We start from the raw sequence: 16,734 nt of genomic DNA on the forward strand, positions 1-16,734 counted from the left end.
CTGTGGTGCACTGCGGAAATATCTGGACGGCCCGTGCCTCGGGCCCGACAAAGCTTTATGGCCTCGCCGGAGCTGCCCCTTGCCGTTTGAAGAGTCCCGCCGATGATCGGCATCGTCAAGACCGCCCTCGAGCGACCGCTGACCTTCATCGTGATGGCGGTGCTGATCCTGATCGGCGGCACGCTTGCCGCGCTGCGGACACCGGTCGACATTTTCCCGGAGATCCGGGTGCCGGTGATCGCGGTCGCCTGGAACTATGCCGGCCTGCCGCCCGAGGAGATGTCGGGCCGCATCATCACCCCCTATGAGCGGGTGCTGACGACGACGGTCAACGATATCGAGCATATCGAAAGCCAGTCGCTGTCGGGCATCGGCATCGTGAAGATCTATTTCCAGCCGGGCGCCGACATCCGCGTCGCCACCGCGCAGGTCACCTCGATCTCGCAGACCGTGCTACGCCAGCTGCCGCCGGGCGCGACCCCACCGCTGATCCTCAACTATTCGGCGTCGACGGTGCCGATCATCCAGCTCGCGCTGTCGGGCACCGGGCTCGACGAGCAGAAATTGTTCGACCTTGCCCAGAACCAGATCCGCACCCAGCTGGTGACGGTGCCCGGTGCCGCGGTGCCCTTCCCGTCGGGCGGCAAGCAGCGGCAGATCCAGGTCGACATCGATCCGCAGGCGCTGCAGTCGAACGGGCTTTCGGCGCAGGATGTCGGCAACGCGATCGCGTCGCAGAACCAGATCAATCCCGCCGGCTTCGTCAAGATCGGCCCGTTCCAGTACAGCGTGAAGCTGAACAACGCGCCGTCGTCGGTCGACCAGCTCAACGCGCTGCCGGTCAAGGTCGTGGGCGGCGCGACAATCTATATGCGCGACGTCGCCCATGTCCGCGACGGCAGCGGTCCTCAGCCCAATGTCGTCCATGTCGATGGGCGCCGATCGGTGCTGATGACGGTGCTCAAGAACGGCGCGACCTCGACGCTGGCGATCGTCCAGGGGGTCAAGGACCGGTTGCCCAAAATCCAGGAGGCGCTGCCCGACACGCTGAAGATCGTGCCGCTCGGCGACCAGTCGGTCTTCGTCAAGGCCGCGGTCGAAGGCGTGGTCAAGGAAGGCGCGATCGCGGCGATGCTGACCTCGCTGATGATCCTGCTGTTCCTCGGGTCGTGGCGGTCGACGGTGATCATCGCGATCTCGATCCCGCTGGCGGTGCTGGCGGCGGTCGGGGCGCTCGCCGCCTTCGGCCAGACGCTCAACGTGATGACGCTGGGCGGGCTCGCGCTCGCGGTCGGCATCCTCGTCGACGACGCGACGGTGACGATCGAGAATATCAACTGGCACCTCGAACAGGGCAAGGGCGTGACCCAGTCGATCCTCGACGGCGCCGCGCAGATCGTCACCCCGGCCTTCGTGTCGCTGCTGTGCATCTGTATCGTGTTCGTGCCGATGTTCTTCCTCCCCGGCGTCGCCGGCTTCCTGTTCGTGCCGATGGCGCTGTCGGTGGTGTTCGCGATGATCGCGTCGTTCATCCTGTCGCGCACGCTGGTGCCGACGATGGCGATGTATCTGCTGAAGCCGCATGCCGCAGGCCATGGTCATGAGGCCGGTACGCCGGAGTCGACCAATCCGCTGGTCCGGTTCCAGCGTGGTTTCGAGCATCGCTTCGAACGGATCCGCGCAGGCTATGGCGAGTTGCTCAGCCGGGCGCTCGGCGCGCGCAAGCCTTTCCTGTTCGGCTTCATCGCGATCGTGCTGCTGTCGTTCCTGCTGGCGCCGTTCCTCGGGCGCAATTTCTTCCCGTCGGTCGATGCCGGGCAGATCGCGATCCATGTTCGGGCGCCGATCGGGTCGCGGATCGAGAACAGCTCGATCGAATTCCAGCGGATCGCGACGAAGATCCACGAATTGCTGCCCGCGGGCGAGATCGACTCGCTGGCCGACAATATCGGCCTGCCGGTGTCGGGCATCAACACGATCTACAACAATTCGGGCACGGTCGGCCCGCAGGACGGCGACATATTGATCAAGCTGCGCGAGGGGCACGCCCCAACCGAAGGCCATGTCGCACTGCTGCGCCGCGAGCTGCCGCGCGCCTTCCCGCAGGCGACCTTCGCGTTCCTGCCCGCCGACATCACCAGCCAGATCCTGAACTTCGGCGCCCCCGCCCCGATCGACGTCCAGATCACCGGCCGCAAGGACAGCGACAACCGGGCGATGGCGAACAAGCTGCTGCGCGAGATCCGGACGATCCCCGGGGTCGCCGATGCGCGCATTCAGCAGTCCAAGGCCTATCCGCAGATCAATGTCGACGTCGACCGGTCGCGGATCGGCCAATATGGGCTGACCGAACGCGACGTCACCAACAGCCTGGCGACGACGCTGGCGGGCACCGTGCAGACCGCGCCGGTCTTCTTCCTGAATCCCGAAAACAACGTGTCCTACAATATCGTCGGCCAGACCCCCGAATATAAGATCGGGTCGTTCGACGAGCTCGCCAACGTCCCGGTATCGAACGGCGCCAACGCCCCGACCCAGATATTGGGCGGGATCAGCACGATCGGGCGATCGACCACCACTTCGGTGGTCAGCCATTACAACATCACCCCGTCGATCGATATTTTCGCGACCCCGCAGGGCCGCGACCTCGGTGCGGTGTCGGCCGATATCGCCAGGGTCATCGCCAAATATGAAAAGGATGCGCCGAAGGGCGTGAGCGTCACCCAGCGCGGCCAGTTCCAGACGATGAACGCCGCTTTCTCGGGGCTCGGTTTCGGCCTGCTCGCGGCGATCGTGCTGATCTATCTGCTGATCGTCGTGAACTTCCAGAGCTGGATCGACCCGTTCGTGATCATCACCGCACTGCCCGCGGCATTGGCCGGGATCGTCTGGATGCTGTTCGCGACCGGCACCACATTGTCGGTGCCGGCGCTGACCGGCGCGATCATGTGCATGGGCGTCGCCACCGCCAACTCGATCCTGGTGGTCAGCTTCGCGCGCGAGCGGCTCGCCGAACTCGGCGATCCGGTGAAGGCTGCGATGGAAGCCGGCTTCGTCCGCTTCCGCCCGGTGCTGATGACCGCGCTGGCGATGATCATCGGCATGCTGCCGATGGCGCTGGGCCTCGGCGAAGGCGGCGAGCAGAATGCGCCGCTGGGCCGTGCGGTGATCGGCGGCTTGATCTTCGCGACGATCGCGACCCTGATGTTCGTTCCCGTGGTATTCGCGCTTGCCCATCGCAAGGGCAGCGATCACGCCACCCCGTCCGCTGAGCTGGAACCCGCCTATGTCTGAAGACTCGATCCGTCCCGAAACCCTGAAGCGGGTCGGCATCGGCGCCGGCATCGCCGCGCTGGCGATCGTCGCGATCGGGATCGGCGCGCGGGTCAGCGCCGACCGCAAGCTCGACGATGTCGCCGCCGACAATGGCGTGCCCTCGGTCGCGGTGATCAAGCTCGCATCGGGCGGCGCGGGCAGCGACCTGACCCTGCCCGGCAATGTCCAGGCGTTCAACAGCGCCGCGCTCTATGCCCGCACCAACGGCTATGTCCGTCGCTGGCTGGTCGATATCGGCGACGATGTCCGCAGCGGCCAGACGCTGGCGGTGATCGATGCCCCCGAGGTCGACCAGCAGCTTGCCCAGGCCCAGGCCGATTATCAGACCGCCGCCGCCAACCAGAATCTGGCGCGCACCACCTCGGTCCGCTGGGACGCGATGCTGCAGAAGGATGCGGTGTCGAAACAGGAAGCCGACGAGAAGCGCGGCCTCTACGCTGCCAACAGCGCGCTCGCCAACGCCCAGGCGGCGAACGTCAAGCGCCTGCGCGCCTTGCTGGGCTTCACCCGGATCGAGGCGCCGTTCAGCGGCGTCGTCACCGCGCGGACCACCCAGATCGGCGCCTTGGTCAGCGTCGGCGGCGGCCAGCCGCTGTTCACGATCTCCGACGTCCACCGGATGCGCACCTATGTGCGCGTGCCCCAGGGCTATTCGGGCCAGATCCATCCCGGCATGCACGCCAAGCTGACCGTCCCCGAATATCCGGGCCGCAGCTTCGACGCGGTGCTGACCCGCACCGCGGGCGCGGTCGATCCGGGTTCGGGCACGGTGCTGATGGAATTGCAGACCGACAATCCCGATCGCGCACTCAAGCCCGGCGGCTATGCCCAGGTGGCCTTCCCGCTCAAGGCGACCGGCGCCTATACGATACCGGCCAGCGCGCTGATCGTGCGCGAGACCGGCACCAGCGTCGCCGCGGTCGATGCCGGCAACCGCATCCGCATCCGCCCGGTCACGATCGCCCGCGACGACGGATCGACGATCGAGATCGGCACCGGCCTGACCGGCCATGAGCGGATCGTCGATGCCCCGCCCGAGGCGATCGCCGAGGGCGATCTGGTCCGGATCAGCAGCGTGGCGGCCGTCAAGCAGTGACCCGGATGACCAAAGCGCGATCGCGGACATTGACGCTGACGGCATCGGCCGCGCTGTCGGTCCTGGCCGGCTGTTCGATGGCGCCGGCCTATCATCCCCCGGCGATGGCACCGGCCGCCACCTATAAGGAGAGCGGTGCCGTCGCGGGATGGGCCGCGGCCGCGCCCGCCGATGCCGCCCCGCGCGGCGCCTGGTGGAAGGATTTCGGCGACCCGGTGCTCGACGATCTCGAAGCGCGCGGCGACGCCGCGAGCCCGACCGTCGCGGCTGCGCTGGCGCGCTACGACCAGGCCGCCGCGGTGGCGCGCCGGGCCGGGGCCGAACGTCTGCCGGTGGTCACCGCCGGCGGCGACATCTCGCGCGAGCGGCTGTCCGCCGGCCGGCCGCTCGCGAGCAGCAGCGCCAAATATAGCGACAAGAGCGTCGGCGGCGCGCTCGACTGGGAGATCGACCTGTGGGGCCGGCTGCGCGACGCGGCCCGCGCCGGCCGCGCCGACGCACAGGCGAGCGGCGCCGATCTCGCCAATGCCCGCCTCAGCCTGCACGCGACGATCGCCGACAGCTATTTCACGCTGCGCGGCCTCGACGCGACGATCGCGCTGCTGCGCGAGACGATCACCGCCTATGCCCGCGCCGAGTCCCTGACCGACACCCGCCATGAAGGCGGCATCGCCTCGGGCCTCGACATCGGCCGTGCCCGCTCGCAACTGTCGAGCGCCAAGGCCGACCTGTCCGAAGCGCTGCTCGATCGCGCCGCCGCCGAACATGCGCTGGCGGTGCTGGTCGGCGAGAATCCGTCGAGCTTCGCGGTCGCCGCGGCCATGCCGAAGCTGACGCCGATCGCGGTGCCGGCCGGCGCTCCGGCGACCCTGCTCGAACGCCGCCCCGACATCGCCGCCGCCGAGCGGCGGATGGCCGCCGCCAATGCCCGTATCGGCGTCGCCAAGGCAGCCTGGTTCCCGACGCTGACGCTGGGCCTGACCGGCGGCTATCAAAGCACCGCCGGCAACCTGCTGAGCGCCTCGAACAGCTTCTGGGCGCTGGGGCCCCTGTCCGCGGTTGCGACGATCTTCGACGGCGGCCGGCGCAGCGCCGACATCGCCCGCTCGCGCGCCGAATATGACGAGACCGCCGCCGATTATCGCGACACGGTGCTGTCGGCGTTCCGCGAGGTCGAGGACAATCTCGCGGCGGCGCGGCTGCTCGACGCCGCCGAGCGCGACCAGCGCGCGGCGGCCTCGGCGGCGGCGCGGATCGGCGATCTGGCGCTGACCCGCTATCATGACGGCGCCTCGGACTATCTCGAGGTCGTGGTCGCGCAGACCGCCGCGCTCGAAGCGCAGCGCGCCGCGATCGGCGTCCAGACCCGGCGGCTCCAGGCATCGGTGCGGCTGGTCCGCGCGCTGGGCGGCGGTTTCGACCGCGCGGCGGCCCCGCTCGACCGGGCGCAGCTCCACGCGACCGACTGATTCAAAATTTTCTAGGGCCCGTGCCACTTTAGGGCATAATATGAGTTGAGGGCTTGTTGCCGCACCGAAACGGAAAGGGCCGTTTCGGCGATCGGCGGAAGGGACCCGCAACGATGTTCGTGCTCGTCGACGACCGTCAAGGCCGCCACCAGCTGACCGGCAACGGGCCCTGGCTCGTCGGCCGCCACAGCAGCGCGCATATCCAGTGCGCCGACGATCCCTATTGCTCGCGCCGTCAGCTCGAACTCCATCGCGAGGGCGCGGGCCTGTTGCTGGTGCCGCTGTCGGCGAGTTCGCACGCCTTCATCGACGGCACCGTCGTCACCGGCCCGACCCGGATCACCGCCGGCAGTGTCATCAAGTTCGGCCGCTCGGCGTTCCGGCTCGAGGGCTTTCGCGAGACCACGGTGCGCGACGACCATCAGATCGGCGGCGGCTGGGAGACGGTGATCGGCCGCGATCCCGGCCCGCGCGGGATCCGCGTCGATCAGCCGACCGTCTCGCGTCGCCATGCGGCGTTCGTGTCGCGCGCCGGCGGCGGCGAGATACGCGACCTGCGGAGCACCAACGGCACCTATGTCAACGGTGAGCGGATCAGCGGCACGGTGCGGCTGGGCGAAGGCGACCAGGTGCGGATCGGCCGCACCCATTTCGTCTGCCACAATGCCCGGCTGATGCAGGTGCGCGACATGAGGCCGCGTCCGACCCTGTTGCGCACGGTGGAGCGGCAGATCACCGCCCGATGACGATCGGCGGGGGGCGCGACGGCAGGCTGGTCGCGGGGGTCGAGCTGGGCGGAACAAAATGCGTCTGCACGCTCGCCGACGGCCCCGATGCCATCGTCGAGCAGGTGCGGATCGAGACGCAGGACCCGGCAACGACGCTCGGCGCGATCCGGGCGGTGCTCGCAGGCTGGCAGGGGATCGCGGCGGTCGGGCTGGCGAGCTTCGGCCCGGTCGATCTCGATCCGGCCTCCCCGCTCTATGGCCATATCGTCAACACCCCGAAGCCGGGATGGAGCGGCGCCGGCGTGATCGGCGTCGCCACCGGTCTGGGCGTCCCGGTGGCGATCGACACCGACGTCAACGCCGCGGCGATCGCCGAAGGCCGCTGGGGCGCAGCGCAGGGGCTGCACAGCTTCGCCTATGTGACCGTCGGCACCGGGGTCGGGGTCGGTCCGATCGTGCGCGGCCGGGCGGTGCGCGGGCTCGGCCATGCCGAGGCCGGCCATCTGCGGATCGCGCGTGCGCCGGGCGATAGCTGGCCGGGCATCTGTCCCTATCATGGCGACTGCGTCGAGGGCCTCGCCGCCGGCCCGGCGATCGAGGCACGGGCGGGCCAGCGCGGCGAGTTGCTCGCCGACGACGATCCCGCGCTGCTGCTCGCCGCGCACGCGCTCGGCGGGCTGTGCCACAATCTGGTGTTCAGCCTCGCGCCCGAACGGATATTGATCGGCGGCGGGGTGTTCGTGCAGCGCCCGCAACTGCTGGCGCGGGTCCGCACCGCGCTGGTCGCCAGCCTGAACGGCTATGGGGTGGCGCCGGCGATCGCCGCGGGGATCGAGACCTTCCTGTCGGCGCCGGCGCTGGGCGGCCAGGCGGGGCCGCTGGGATCGATCGCAATCGCCCAGGATGCTATCGCCTGACCATCCTTCCCGCCGAAAGCCCTGCCATGTCCGACCAGCCCGATCTCGCCATCCGCCTGCGCCGCGCCGCCTTCAACCGCGCGCTGGCCGAGGCCGACCTCGCCGCGATCGGCCCGCTGCTCGCGCCGAACGCGATCCTCGTCACCGGCACCGACAGCGCGATCCTGTCGGGCCGCAAGGCGCAGTTGCTGGCCTGGAAGCGCGAATTCGCCGCGCCGGCGCGGACGACCTATGTCCGCACCCCCGAGACGATCATCGCCTCGCCGGTCGAACCGATCGCCCTCGAACATGGCCATTGGCAGGGCATCGTCGCCGCGACCGGCGTACCGGTGGCAGCGGGCAGCTACACCGCCAAATGGCGAAGGACCGGAGCGGATTGGACGATCGAGGCCGAGATCTACCTCACCCTCGCCTGACTCTTATACGCGATCTCGAAGATGCTGACGCATCCTCGATCGAAATGCTCAAGCGCCGCACGGGCTGATACCGGACCGCGATGAGTCAAGCTCATCGGGATCCGGTATCAGGCCTTGCTGCCCGGCTTGCCCGAATTCTCGGCGCCCATCCCCGAAAAGCCGATGCAATAGCCGCCGTCGACCGGCAGGATATGGCCGGTGACATAGGAGGCTTCGTCGCTCGCCAGGAACAGCGCCGCCGACGCGATCTCGCGGGCGAGGCCCCAGCGATCGAGCGGGATGCCGGGGAGGCGGAAGCCGTCGGCCTCGGGCTCGGGCTGGGTCTTCGAACGCTCGACGAGCCCGGTCCAGATCGTGCCGGGCGCGACCGCGTTGATGCGGATATTGTCGTCGGCATAGTCGAGCGCGGCGGTCTTGGTGAGCTGGTTCACCCCCGCCTTGGCGGCGCCATAGATGCTGTGCCCCTTCCAGCCGACCACGCCCGACGCCGAGGTGGTGTTCACGATCGCGCCACCGCCGGTCTTGAGCATCGAGATGATGCCATATTTCATCCCGAAGAAGACGCCGCGGATATTGACCGAATGAACCCGGTCCCAGGATTCGGTGGTCTGCTCGTGGAGCGGCGCCATGCCGCCGCCAAAACCGGCATTGTTGCACAGGATGTCGATCCGGCCGAACTTCGCCTCGGCGGCGGCGATCAGCGCCTGGACGTCCGCTTCCTTTGCGACGTCGCAATGGACCGCGATCGCGGTATCGCCGATCGCCGCGGCGACCGCATCCTGGTTGCCGCTGATATCGGCGAGCACCAGCTTCGCCCCCTCGGCGGCGAACAGTTCGGCCATCGCCTTGCCCATGCCCGAACCGGCGCCGGTGATGACGGCGATCTTGTCCTTCAGACGCATCCTATCTCTCCTGCTGTGTTTCTTATGGCATCGGCGCGACGTCGGTCGTCGGCTGTATGAGGATTCTCGTAACGTTGGCGCGGCGCGGCAGCGACACGATCAGCATGATCGCATCGACGATGTCCGACGATTCCATCGCATCCTCCTTATGGGTGTGATGGTGGATCGCCTCGCGCCATTTCGGATCGCTGATGCTGTCGGCGATCTCGGTCGCGGTCGCCCCGGGCTCGACGATCGCGACACGGATGCCGACCTTGCCGCCTTCCTGGCGCAGCGCTTCGGTGAAGCCGGTGACCCCGAACTTGCTGGTCGCATAGGAGGCGAACTGCCAGCCCGAGCGCCGGCCCGCGGTCGACGAGATGTTGATGACATCGCCGGCACCCTGCCCCTTCATATGCGGGAAGGCCGCGCGCGAGGTGTAGATCGTCCCCATCAGGTTGATGTCGATCACCCGGCGCCATTGTTCGAGCGGCAGGCTCTCGATGCCGCCGGCCTCGTTGACCCCGGCCGAGTTGATCAGGATGTCGATCCGGCCGAACGCGGCGACGGTGTCCTCGACCGCCTTGGTCGCGTCGCCCTCGATCGAGACGTCGCCGGGCAGCGCCAGCGCCTTGCCGCCGGCCGCCTCGATCTTCGCGACCAGCGCGTCGAGACGCTCCCTGCGGCGGCCCGAGACCGCGACCAGGACGCCCGCTTCGGCCAGCGCGATCGCCGATGCCTCGCCGATCCCCGACGAGGCGCCGGTCACGAGCGCGACCTTCCCCGAAAGCTGCTGCGCCATGTCGTCATCCCTCCCAAGCGATTGTCCGTCCCCATGGCGATGGGTCATCGGCACGCACACTGTCAACACATGCTAAGACAGCGTTCAGCAAATCGCGGCGGCGATGAAAGCCTTCGCCTTCGACAGCGGCGCGGCCATGCGGATCGTGCATCGATCAATGCCATTCTTCCGGCCATCCGATAAGCACGGCCATCAGATCAGGATCGAGCCAAGTCCTGCATCGATCATGCGTACCTTTGGCTTGGACCGGTTCAGGCCCAGCCTCTATCCCGGCGATCGAACATGCCGCCCGGCGAAGGCGCGGCATCGCTAGCGAGAGGTCCCGAGATGACGAACTACAGCCCGGTCGATATGGCACGCCATCTGGGCGAGGGGCTGCTGTCGTTCCCGGTGACCCATTTCGACGCCGACGGCGCCTTCCTCGAGGCGCCCTATCGCGACCATTGCGCCTGGATGCTCGACCATGAACTGACCGGCCTGTTCGCCGCCGGCGGCACCGGCGAATTCTTCTCGCTGTCCCCCGCCGAAGTCGCGACGGTGGTCGCCGCCGCGGTCGCCGAAGCCAAGGGCCGGCTGCCGGTGATCTCGGGCTGCGGCTATGGCACCGCGATCGCGACCGGCATCGCCCGCGACGCCGAGAAGGCCGGCGCCGACGGCCTGCTGCTGCTGCCGCCCTATCTGATCCAGGGCAAGGCCGAGGGGCTCGCCGCGCATATCGAGGCGGTGTGCCGCGCGACCGGCCTCGGCGTGATCGTCTATAATCGCGACAATTCGATCGTCGACGACGAGACCCTGGCCCGGCTGTGCGAGCGCAACCCCAATCTGGTCGGCTTCAAGGACGGGGTCGGCGATATCGAGCTGATGACCCGCATCCATGCGCGGATGGGCGACCGGCTGACCTATATCGGTGGTCTGCCGACCGCCGAGACCTTCGCCACCCCCTATCTGACGATGGGGGTCACCACCTACAGCTCGGCGATCTTCAACTTCATGCCCGAATGGGCGCTGGCCTTCTACAAGGCGGTGCGCGCGGGCGACCAGGCGCATGTCCTCAAGGCCCTGCAGGGCTTCGTGCTGCCCTACATCACCCTGCGCAACAAGGGCCGCGGCTATGCGGTGTCGATCGTCAAGTCGGGTATGCGGATCATCGGTCGCGACGCCGGACCGGTGCGATCGCCGCTGACCGATCTGTCGGCGGCCGAGGAAGCCGAGCTGCGCGCGCTGATCGAGCGGGCCTCGCCGCAATCGCTGTCGGCGGCCGCGTGACTTGATCCGGGCCGGCGGATAGTCTGGCATGATGTTCGAACTCAGCCAGCTCCGCTGCTTCGTCGCCGCCGCCGAAGAACTGCATTTCGGCCGCGCCGCCCAACGCCTCAACATGACCCAGTCGCCGCTCAGCCGGCAGATCCAGCTGCTCGAACGCATCCTCGACGTGATGTTGCTCGAACGGACCAGCCGCCAGGTCAGCCTGACCCCGGCGGGGCGGGTGTTCCTGATCGAGGCGCGGCGGATCGTCCGGCTCGCGGACAGCGCCGCGCTCTCCGCGCGCCGGGTGGCCAAGGGCGATGCCGGCCGGGTCGCGATCGGCTTCACCGCGGTGTCGGGCTATGCGGTGGTCCCGCGGATCGTCGCCCAGGCGCGCGCGTCGCTGCCCAATATCGACCTCGAGCTGCGCGAGATGGTGTCGGGCGACCAGGTCGACGCGCTGCTCACCGGGCTGATCGACATCGGCTTCGTCCGCCCGCCGATCGACCGCCACGAGTTCGAGACCAGCTGCGTGCTGACCGAGCCTCTGTTCGTCGCCTTGCCGCCCGGCGACCCGCGCCAGTCGAAGGCCGCGCTCGAACCGGCCGACTTCGACGGCCAGCCGCTGATCATGTATTCGCGCCAGGGCGCCGGCTATTTCCACCAGATGCTGGTGCGGCTGTTCGACGAGGCCGGGGTCGCGCCGCTCTACGTCCAGCACGTCACGCAGATCCATTCGATGCTCGGCCTCGTCCATGCCGGCCTCGCCGCGGCGATCGTGCCCGAATCGGCGACCGGGCTGCACATGATGGACGTCCAGTTCCGCCGGCTGGTGACCCCGCAGGAACGGCCGGTCGAATTGCACATGGCTTGGCGGCGCGACAATGCCAATCCGGCGCTGCCGGCGATGCGACAGCTCTGCGCGGAAACCACCGGATGATGTCCGACGGCCCGGATCGCCGCACGGTGATGGCGGGCCTCGCCGCGACATCGATCGCCGCGCCGGCGCTGGGCGCCCCGAAGGTCAGCCCGGTCGCGACCACCCACCATGGCCGGGTGCGCGGCACGGTCGAACGCGACATCCTCGTCTTTCGCGGCATCCGCTATGGCGCCGACACCGCGCTCCGCCGCTTCCGCCGCGCGGTGCCGCCGACGCCGTGGAGCGGGATCGCCGACGCGACCCGCTATGGCGCCGCCGCACCGCAGACCAGAGCCGAGGAGCCCACCGCCGAGGACTGTCTGTTCCTCAACGTCTGGACGCCCGCGCTCGACGCCGCAAAGCGCCCGGTGATGGTCTATCTGCACGGCGGCGCGCACGCACATGGATCGGGCAGCGACCCGCTCTACGACGGGACCAATCTCGCGAAGCGCGGCGATGTCGTGGTGGTGACGCTCAACCACCGCCTCTCCGGGCTCGGCTATGCCTATCTGGCGCAGCTCGGCGGGCCGGCCGAATCGGGCAATGTCGGCAATCTCGACATCGTGCTGGCGCTGATATGGGTGCGCGACAATATCGCCGGCTTCGGCGGCGATCCCGGCCGGGTGATGCTGTTCGGCCAGTCGGGCGGCGGCGCCAAGGTGGTGACCTTGATGGCGATGGCCGAGGCGCGGCCGCTGTTCCACACCGCCGCGACGATGAGCGGCCAGCACGTCACCGCCGCCGGCCCGATGCACGCGACCCAGCGCGCCCAGGCATGGATGGCGAAGGCCGGCGCCGCCGACGCCGAGGCGCTCGCGCGGTTACCGGTCGAGCGGCTGGTCGAGGCGATGGCGATGACCGATCCGCTCGAGGGCAAAGGCGAGATCAGCTTCGTCTCGACCCTCGATCATGGCGTGCTCGACCGCCACCCCTTCTTCCCCGACGCGCCGCGCGAGGCGGCGCATATTCCGCTGATCGTCGGCAACACCCATGACGAAACCGGGCTGTGGATCGAGAAGCTGCTGCGCGCCGGCGACACGAACTGGGACAATCTCCCTGCCCGGCTGGCGCGCGAGACCACCAAGGACCTCGCCCCCGATCATGTGATCCGCCGCTATCGCGAACTCTATCCCGATCGCACGCCCGGCCAGATCCTGCTCGCCGCCACCACCGCCGGCCGCTCCTGGCCCGGCCATCTGATCCAGGCCGAGGAACGCGCGAAGATCGGCGCGCCGACCTGGATGTACCAGCTAGACTTCCCCTGCCCCGAGGCCGGCGGAATCCTCGGCGCCTTCCACACCCTCGACATCCCTCTGGTGTTCGACAATGTCGACGCGCCGGGATCGCGCACCGGCGGCAGCGTCGAGGCGCGGCGGCTCGCGGGCCGGATGGCCGATGCGTTCATCGCATTGGCCCGGACCGGCGATCCGAATTGCGCATCGATCCCGGCCTGGCCGCATTTCGATCTGGCCGCGCGCCCGACGATGATCTTCGACGGCGAAACGCGGATCGAGAACGACCCGCGGCGCGAGGAGCGACTGCTGTTCGCGGTAGCGCCCTACATCAAGCCGGGCGGCTGATGGCGAGGCGCCGGCAATAGATCCGGACTGGGCTATATGCCCATAAACGAGCGCTCTCCACTGACGGCGCAACGTCCGAGATGGGTGCAATCTTGCTGCATTTACGGCGCCGCCGAAGGCGGGGTGTGGCGACTATGGGGACTTAGCTGCCATTCCCAGTCTGGCCCAGGTACGACCGCAACCAGCATAATCGGTCATTCTAGCAATCGCTAGGCGCTTACTCGGGCGAAGCGCTAAATCGCTGCGGCGAGGGGCGGCCAGCCGGCACGCGCGCAATGGCGAAAGGAGACCTCGGCACCTTAAAAATCGACTTCCACGGCTCTTTGGCAGGCGGGGGACTGCGGATGGTGGTCGACGACTCGCGCGCGGTTTGCCCGATGTCGACGTGGACGCGAACGCTTGCGACGGCGTCCGGCATGATCTCCTCGACTGTGCCCTGGTGCCGATGGCCGAGCAGCGCTCGGTGGTGGCGAGAATGCCGGCGCTCGGTCCAGGCGATGCGGATGACGACTGTCGCCATGGGGAATTCTCCGCGACGGGCGCCGAGAGCCTCTCTCTCGACCCTGACCCGGCACGGCCGCCCTCTTCCTCTCTTCGTCGGGGGCGTTGCGGGGTGGCCGCCCCCGCAGAAGGGGTAGGGCCAGACCCGCTGGGGCTGGCCGTCAGGGGAAGGCCTTTCCCTCCCAGCTTTCGCCCAAAGCGGATAGTATCCCACCTTGTCGGTGATACCACTCTGATGCCAGACGTGGCGCCCGGGGAGGGACACTGTGCTGATCAATTGGTGCTACAAGGGGATCGCGGAGTCCGCGGACTTCGACGATGCCATGGCCGAGCGCGTCGTCATGGAAACCGGCCTGATGAGCAAATGGGTCACAGCGCATAGCGGCCGGTCGCTCGCGTCCGTGCAGGGCCCGCAACAATCTGCCTTGTCGGCTTTCGCGCTCGATGACCACGTCAACGATTACGACGCGGTGAAAGACATCACTCCCTATATCTCGCTCGGCGCGGGGTGCATGGAATATCAGGGCCCGGGCGTTCCGCCGGTGCCGTTCCCAGCGCTCGCGACCGCGACGGAGTTCGCCACGGCCTGGGGCACGACGTCGGGCTACGTTTTCAGCCTCTGGGTGGTGACATCGCCACAGGATGCCTCCGATCTTCCCGGTCTGGCCGAGGAAGTGCGCAACCTCCGGCTGTTCTCGCACTTTCACTATTACCATAACGAGGGCGAGATCGCTGCAAAGCTGTATGTGCCGCGTCGTCAGGTCGAATGCGTGTTTAAGGTGGACGCGCTCGGCAATCCGATCGCCGCCAGCTGGTCCGGCGGCGGGTCAGTGCTCGACAACCCCGAGTTTGTCGGACCCAATGCCATCTCGAACGTGATCGCAGCGCTATGAGGCTCGCCGGCACCGAAGAATGGAGTGAGGATCGTGTCGACGCAGCGCTGGCGTTCAGCGCCAATCTTGCATCGTCTGGTGCTGCGATCCGTAGGCTGCTTGCCGAGCGGCCGCGTCGTGCTCGTCGGGATGTCGAGGGGCCGCCAGACCCGACGGACATACCCTATAAGCGCGGCGACGCGGCAGCGCTCGCCTTCGCGACGGGCCGCATTTCTTCCGGACTGGCAATCGCCGGCGCACTGTTCGAGCCTCAGGCGAGGCAGACAATGATGCAGCGCATCTTCACGGCCACATTGGGTGCGATCGCTGGCACCGTTGCCGTCCAGCTGAGCGGCGACGGACTGGTCATTGCCGCCTATGAAGGTCAGGGGCACCTGCTCTTGTCGCTTGGCCAGCACACCTTGGTCGAGCGACGTCGGCTGGCCGATCTCGCGATCCCGGCCGCTTATGCCTCGCTCGAACTCCGCACGAAGATCGGGCGGCTTCCAGAGGACGGGTTCGCGCAGGCCTTCCGCTTCGGCGTTCGCGACCCCTTCACTCGCTATTCGCTGTTCGCTCAGGCGGCCCAGGGGGCGGAGCAGACCCCAAATCTGGTTCCGATCGTGCTGATCGGCCGGTTTCTCGAATATGAGACCTATATCGGCATGCTGCAGTCCAATCAGAACAGCTGGGCGAGGCTGGAGTTCCGGGGGCCGCTGATCGACTGGCCGCTTCTGGCGATGCTCGTCGGGGTTCACCGCGTGCAGAAGATGCCGGAGGATAGTGATTTTGCGCTCGGACCCGGAACCCAGTTCCTCCAGAGCCTCGCCCGGGCGATCGCCGGCGCGGCGCGCGCCGAGGTATGAGGGGCAGATGAGCGAACTGTTCCAGGCGGTGGAGTTGCCACCCCTCAAGGTGATCGGCGAGCGTCGCACGCCGAAGCGATGCTATGTCTATGCGCATCTCGGGCCCGGGCGGGTGCCCTTCTACATCGGCAAGGGGACGGGCACGCGTGCCTGGTCGACCGACCGTGATGCGCAATGGCACCGGTTCGTGCGCACGCGCTGCGACAGTGCCTATGAGATCGTGATCCTGGCCGAGGATCTGCATGAGGAGGACGCGCTCGACCTGGAAGAGGCGCTGATCGCCAGGCACGGCAAGACCCTCACCAACTGGATCAATCCTGGCCGCCAGTTCGACTACGCGGCGCTCGATCGCTTTCATAAGCTGCGCGACGCGAACACCAGCTTCATTTCCGCCACGCGCCCGCTCGAGACGAGCGACCCCGAAGCCGCGGTCGCGCGCTACCGTCAGGCAATCGAGCAGATGCACGAATATTGCGCGATCACCTATGAAACCGGGCTGGTCGCGGAGCTGCGTAGCGAGATCGGCCATCCGGCGCATGGCGACATCGCCGCGCTTGACCGGCTGACGCTGGTGCTCCGAAAGCTCGGGAGGTACTCCGAGATCGCTGAAGCGGTCGACGCCTATTTCGAGCGTTATCCCTCCTGGGTATCCGCTAATCATACCTTCGTGAAACGCCGGGCCGAGGCGGGCGCGATCCTCGCCGGCGAGCGCAAGACCCCGCGTCTTTCCGTGCCCAAGACGCGCACCCGCAAGACCGGGACGGTGCCCGAGGAGGAACTCGCGCCGATCCTGGCGAAGGCGCGCCGCGACCGTGCGCCGTGGGACTGGATGGTCGCGGTCAAGCTCTGCCGTGCTCACCATGATCATGATCGCGAGATCGCCTTGCTCGAAGAGTTCCTTAGCGGCCCGCGCGTCCCGGGGCGCTCCTGGCTGGATGTGGAGGAGCGGCTGTTCAAGCTCAGGGCGATGCTGCCCGCCTGATCGACCGCGGCGCGGTAGCGCCGCGACACAGGAAGCGCACTTTGCCGGCGACGGCCGGGTGGGCGGCGCGCGCGCGGGCCATGGGGGCCAGCCGTCGCCCGCCCCCCCCCCCCGTTGCCGGTAA

At 68.1% G+C, this 16,734-nt stretch carries 15 protein-coding genes; 12 read left to right on the top strand and 3 right to left on the bottom strand.

Going from position 1 to position 16,734, the window contains the following annotated elements:
• Positions 1-102: 102 nt before the first annotated feature.
• The 6 genes from AC1RM6_RS27305 (at position 103) to AC1RM6_RS27330 (ending at position 7,962) form a co-directional block, all read left to right on the top strand.
• Positions 103-3,294 (top strand): efflux RND transporter permease subunit, encoded by a 3,192-nt coding sequence (locus AC1RM6_RS27305; protein WP_493107226.1) that lies wholly within the window; start codon positions 103-105, stop codon positions 3,292-3,294.
• Positions 3,287-4,432, top strand: a complete 1,146-nt coding sequence (locus AC1RM6_RS27310; RefSeq protein ID WP_493107228.1) for an efflux RND transporter periplasmic adaptor subunit — start codon at positions 3,287-3,289, stop codon at positions 4,430-4,432. Before AC1RM6_RS27305 ends, AC1RM6_RS27310 begins: the two co-directional genes overlap by 8 nt.
• A gap of 5 nt (positions 4,433-4,437) precedes the next feature.
• Entirely contained in the window at positions 4,438-5,901 is a 1,464-nt protein-coding gene (locus tag AC1RM6_RS27315; protein WP_493107230.1) for an efflux transporter outer membrane subunit, read from the top strand.
• A gap of 113 nt (positions 5,902-6,014) precedes the next feature.
• Positions 6,015-6,647 carry an FHA domain-containing protein gene (locus AC1RM6_RS27320; protein ID WP_493107232.1) on the top strand — a complete coding sequence of 211 codons (633 nt, stop codon included), beginning with the start codon at positions 6,015-6,017 and terminating at the stop codon, positions 6,645-6,647.
• Entirely contained in the window at positions 6,644-7,546 is a 903-nt protein-coding gene (locus AC1RM6_RS27325; RefSeq protein ID WP_493107235.1) for an ROK family protein, read from the top strand. Before AC1RM6_RS27320 ends, AC1RM6_RS27325 begins: the two co-directional genes overlap by 4 nt.
• 26 nt (positions 7,547-7,572) lie before the next feature.
• Positions 7,573-7,962: a nuclear transport factor 2 family protein gene (locus AC1RM6_RS27330; RefSeq protein ID WP_493107236.1), complete on the top strand. Its 390-nt coding sequence runs from the start codon at positions 7,573-7,575 to the stop codon at positions 7,960-7,962.
• Positions 7,963-8,069: 107 nt separating this feature from the next.
• On the opposite strand, the gene AC1RM6_RS27335 is transcribed toward AC1RM6_RS27330, so the two are convergent.
• Together AC1RM6_RS27335 and AC1RM6_RS27340 are read right to left on the bottom strand one after the other, a co-directional pair.
• Positions 8,070-8,864, bottom strand: coding sequence for an SDR family NAD(P)-dependent oxidoreductase (locus AC1RM6_RS27335; protein ID WP_493107238.1), 795 nt, complete (start codon positions 8,862-8,864; stop codon positions 8,070-8,072).
• Positions 8,865-8,886: 22 nt separating this feature from the next.
• A complete protein-coding gene (locus tag AC1RM6_RS27340) occupies positions 8,887-9,645 on the bottom strand; it encodes an SDR family oxidoreductase (protein ID WP_493107240.1) in 759 nt (252 codons plus the stop codon).
• A gap of 327 nt (positions 9,646-9,972) precedes the next feature.
• Here AC1RM6_RS27340 and kdgD point away from each other — a divergent pair, with 327 nt between their 5' ends.
• From kdgD to AC1RM6_RS27355, 3 genes are read left to right on the top strand one after another with little or no spacing between them, the layout of a single operon-like run.
• Positions 9,973-10,911, top strand: a complete 939-nt coding sequence (kdgD, locus tag AC1RM6_RS27345) for a 5-dehydro-4-deoxyglucarate dehydratase (protein WP_493107241.1) — start codon at positions 9,973-9,975, stop codon at positions 10,909-10,911.
• 28 nt (positions 10,912-10,939) lie between these two features.
• A complete protein-coding gene (locus tag AC1RM6_RS27350) occupies positions 10,940-11,830 on the top strand; it encodes a LysR family transcriptional regulator (protein ID WP_493107243.1) in 891 nt (296 codons plus the stop codon).
• Positions 11,830-13,389 carry a carboxylesterase/lipase family protein gene (locus AC1RM6_RS27355; protein ID WP_493107245.1) on the top strand — a complete coding sequence of 520 codons (1,560 nt, stop codon included), beginning with the start codon at positions 11,830-11,832 and terminating at the stop codon, positions 13,387-13,389. Before AC1RM6_RS27350 ends, AC1RM6_RS27355 begins: the two co-directional genes overlap by 1 nt.
• Before the next feature lie 217 nt (positions 13,390-13,606).
• Here AC1RM6_RS27355 and AC1RM6_RS27360 read toward each other — a convergent pair whose 3' ends face one another.
• Positions 13,607-13,909: a hypothetical protein gene (locus AC1RM6_RS27360; protein ID WP_493107247.1), complete on the bottom strand. Its 303-nt coding sequence runs from the start codon at positions 13,907-13,909 to the stop codon at positions 13,607-13,609.
• A 247-nt stretch (positions 13,910-14,156) separates the two neighbouring features.
• On the opposite strand from AC1RM6_RS27360, the gene AC1RM6_RS27365 reads away from it, so the two are divergent.
• Genes AC1RM6_RS27365 through AC1RM6_RS27375 form a run of 3 tightly spaced genes read left to right on the top strand, consistent with a single transcriptional unit; the run spans position 14,157 to position 16,610 of the window.
• Positions 14,157-14,783: a hypothetical protein gene (locus tag AC1RM6_RS27365; RefSeq protein WP_493107249.1), complete on the top strand. Its 627-nt coding sequence runs from the start codon at positions 14,157-14,159 to the stop codon at positions 14,781-14,783.
• Complete coding sequence (locus AC1RM6_RS27370) at positions 14,780-15,628, top strand: hypothetical protein (RefSeq protein WP_493107251.1); 849 nt, start codon at positions 14,780-14,782, stop codon at positions 15,626-15,628. Before AC1RM6_RS27365 ends, AC1RM6_RS27370 begins: the two co-directional genes overlap by 4 nt.
• 7 nt (positions 15,629-15,635) lie before the next feature.
• The gene (locus AC1RM6_RS27375; protein ID WP_493107253.1) at positions 15,636-16,610 is read left to right on the top strand and encodes a GIY-YIG nuclease family protein; all 975 of its coding nucleotides are present in this window, start codon (positions 15,636-15,638) and stop codon (positions 16,608-16,610) included.
• Positions 16,611-16,734 lie beyond the last annotated feature (124 nt).

The organism is Rhizorhabdus sp. GW822-FHT03C02 (assembly GCF_058801765.1).